Origin of the sequence: Microbacterium sp. 13-71-7, from assembly GCF_002257455.1 — a bacterium.
Taxonomy (GTDB): domain Bacteria; phylum Actinomycetota; class Actinomycetes; order Actinomycetales; family Microbacteriaceae; genus Microbacterium.
Genome location: NZ_NCKN01000425.1, coordinates 1 through 1,017 on the forward strand (window position 1 = coordinate 1; position 1,017 = coordinate 1,017).

At 72.5% G+C, this 1,017-nt stretch carries 1 protein-coding gene; it reads right to left on the reverse strand.

Features of this window, described 5'->3' with window-relative positions:
* Positions 1–947: prolyl oligopeptidase family serine peptidase (locus B7X32_RS20995; protein WP_292724201.1), on the reverse strand; the 947-nt coding region annotated here is incomplete at its 3' end.
* Positions 948–1,017: the final 70 nt, after the last annotated feature.

Consider the following 1,017-nt stretch of genomic DNA (forward strand, 5'->3'; position numbering starts at 1 on the left):
TACAGCACGAGGCGGGCCGGCACGTCGCGCTCGCGCAGGGCGGTGAACCACTGCTCGGCCTGCCCAACGGGGCAGCGGTCGTCCTCGGCGCCGTGCAGGATCAGGGTCGGGGTGGTGACCCTGTCGACGTGCGTGAACGGGGACTGCGCCGAGATGAGGGCCTCATCCCGCCACGGCAGGCCGCCGTTCTCCTTGGCGGAGAGGAAGTGGCCCATGTCGGACGTGCCGCCCATCGAGAACAGGTCGGTCACGACGCCGCCGGCGACGGCGGCCGCGAACCGGTCGTCGCGCGAGGTGAGGTAGCAGGTCATGAAACCGCCGTAGCTGTAGCCGGTGACGGCCAGGCGTGCCGGATCCGCGACGCCCTCGGCGACGAGCGCGTCGATCGGCTCGAGGAAATCGTTCGCGTCGTTCACGCCCCAGCCGCCCGCCACGGCGCGGAAGAACGCGTCGCCGTAGCCGTCGCTGCCGCGCGGGTTCAGCGTGAGGATCGCCCAGCCGCGGCTCGCGAGCACCTGGTGGTACGGATGGACGAGGTCGGCCGCGCCGTTCCACGCGTTGTGCGGGCCACCGTGCACGTCGAGCAGCAGGGGCAGCGGACCGGTGGCGTTCCGATCCCTGCGCAGCCACCCGGTGACCACGGTGCCGTCGGAGATCGTGAACCTGCGCTCCTCGGCGGGGATCAGGTCGAACCCCGGATCGGAGGATGCGGTGAGCGTCGTGGTCGTGCCTTCGGCGAGGTCGACCAGGACGACCTCGCCGAAGGAATCGGGGGTGGATCGCACGATCGCGGCGGACGTGCCCGCGACCGAGAGGCCGGAGACGTTCGCGGCGCCGTCCACGAGCGCGCGGGCGGCCGAGCCGTCCTCCGCGATGCGCCAGAGGTGGGAGGATCCGTTCTCGCGCAGGCAGAACACGAGCGCGCCGTCGGCGGCGTGCTGCGGCATGCCGCCGGGGTACCCTGGCCCGCCGGGCATCACGTTGCGGTCCAGCGCGGAGGTGAGGTCGATCGGGTCG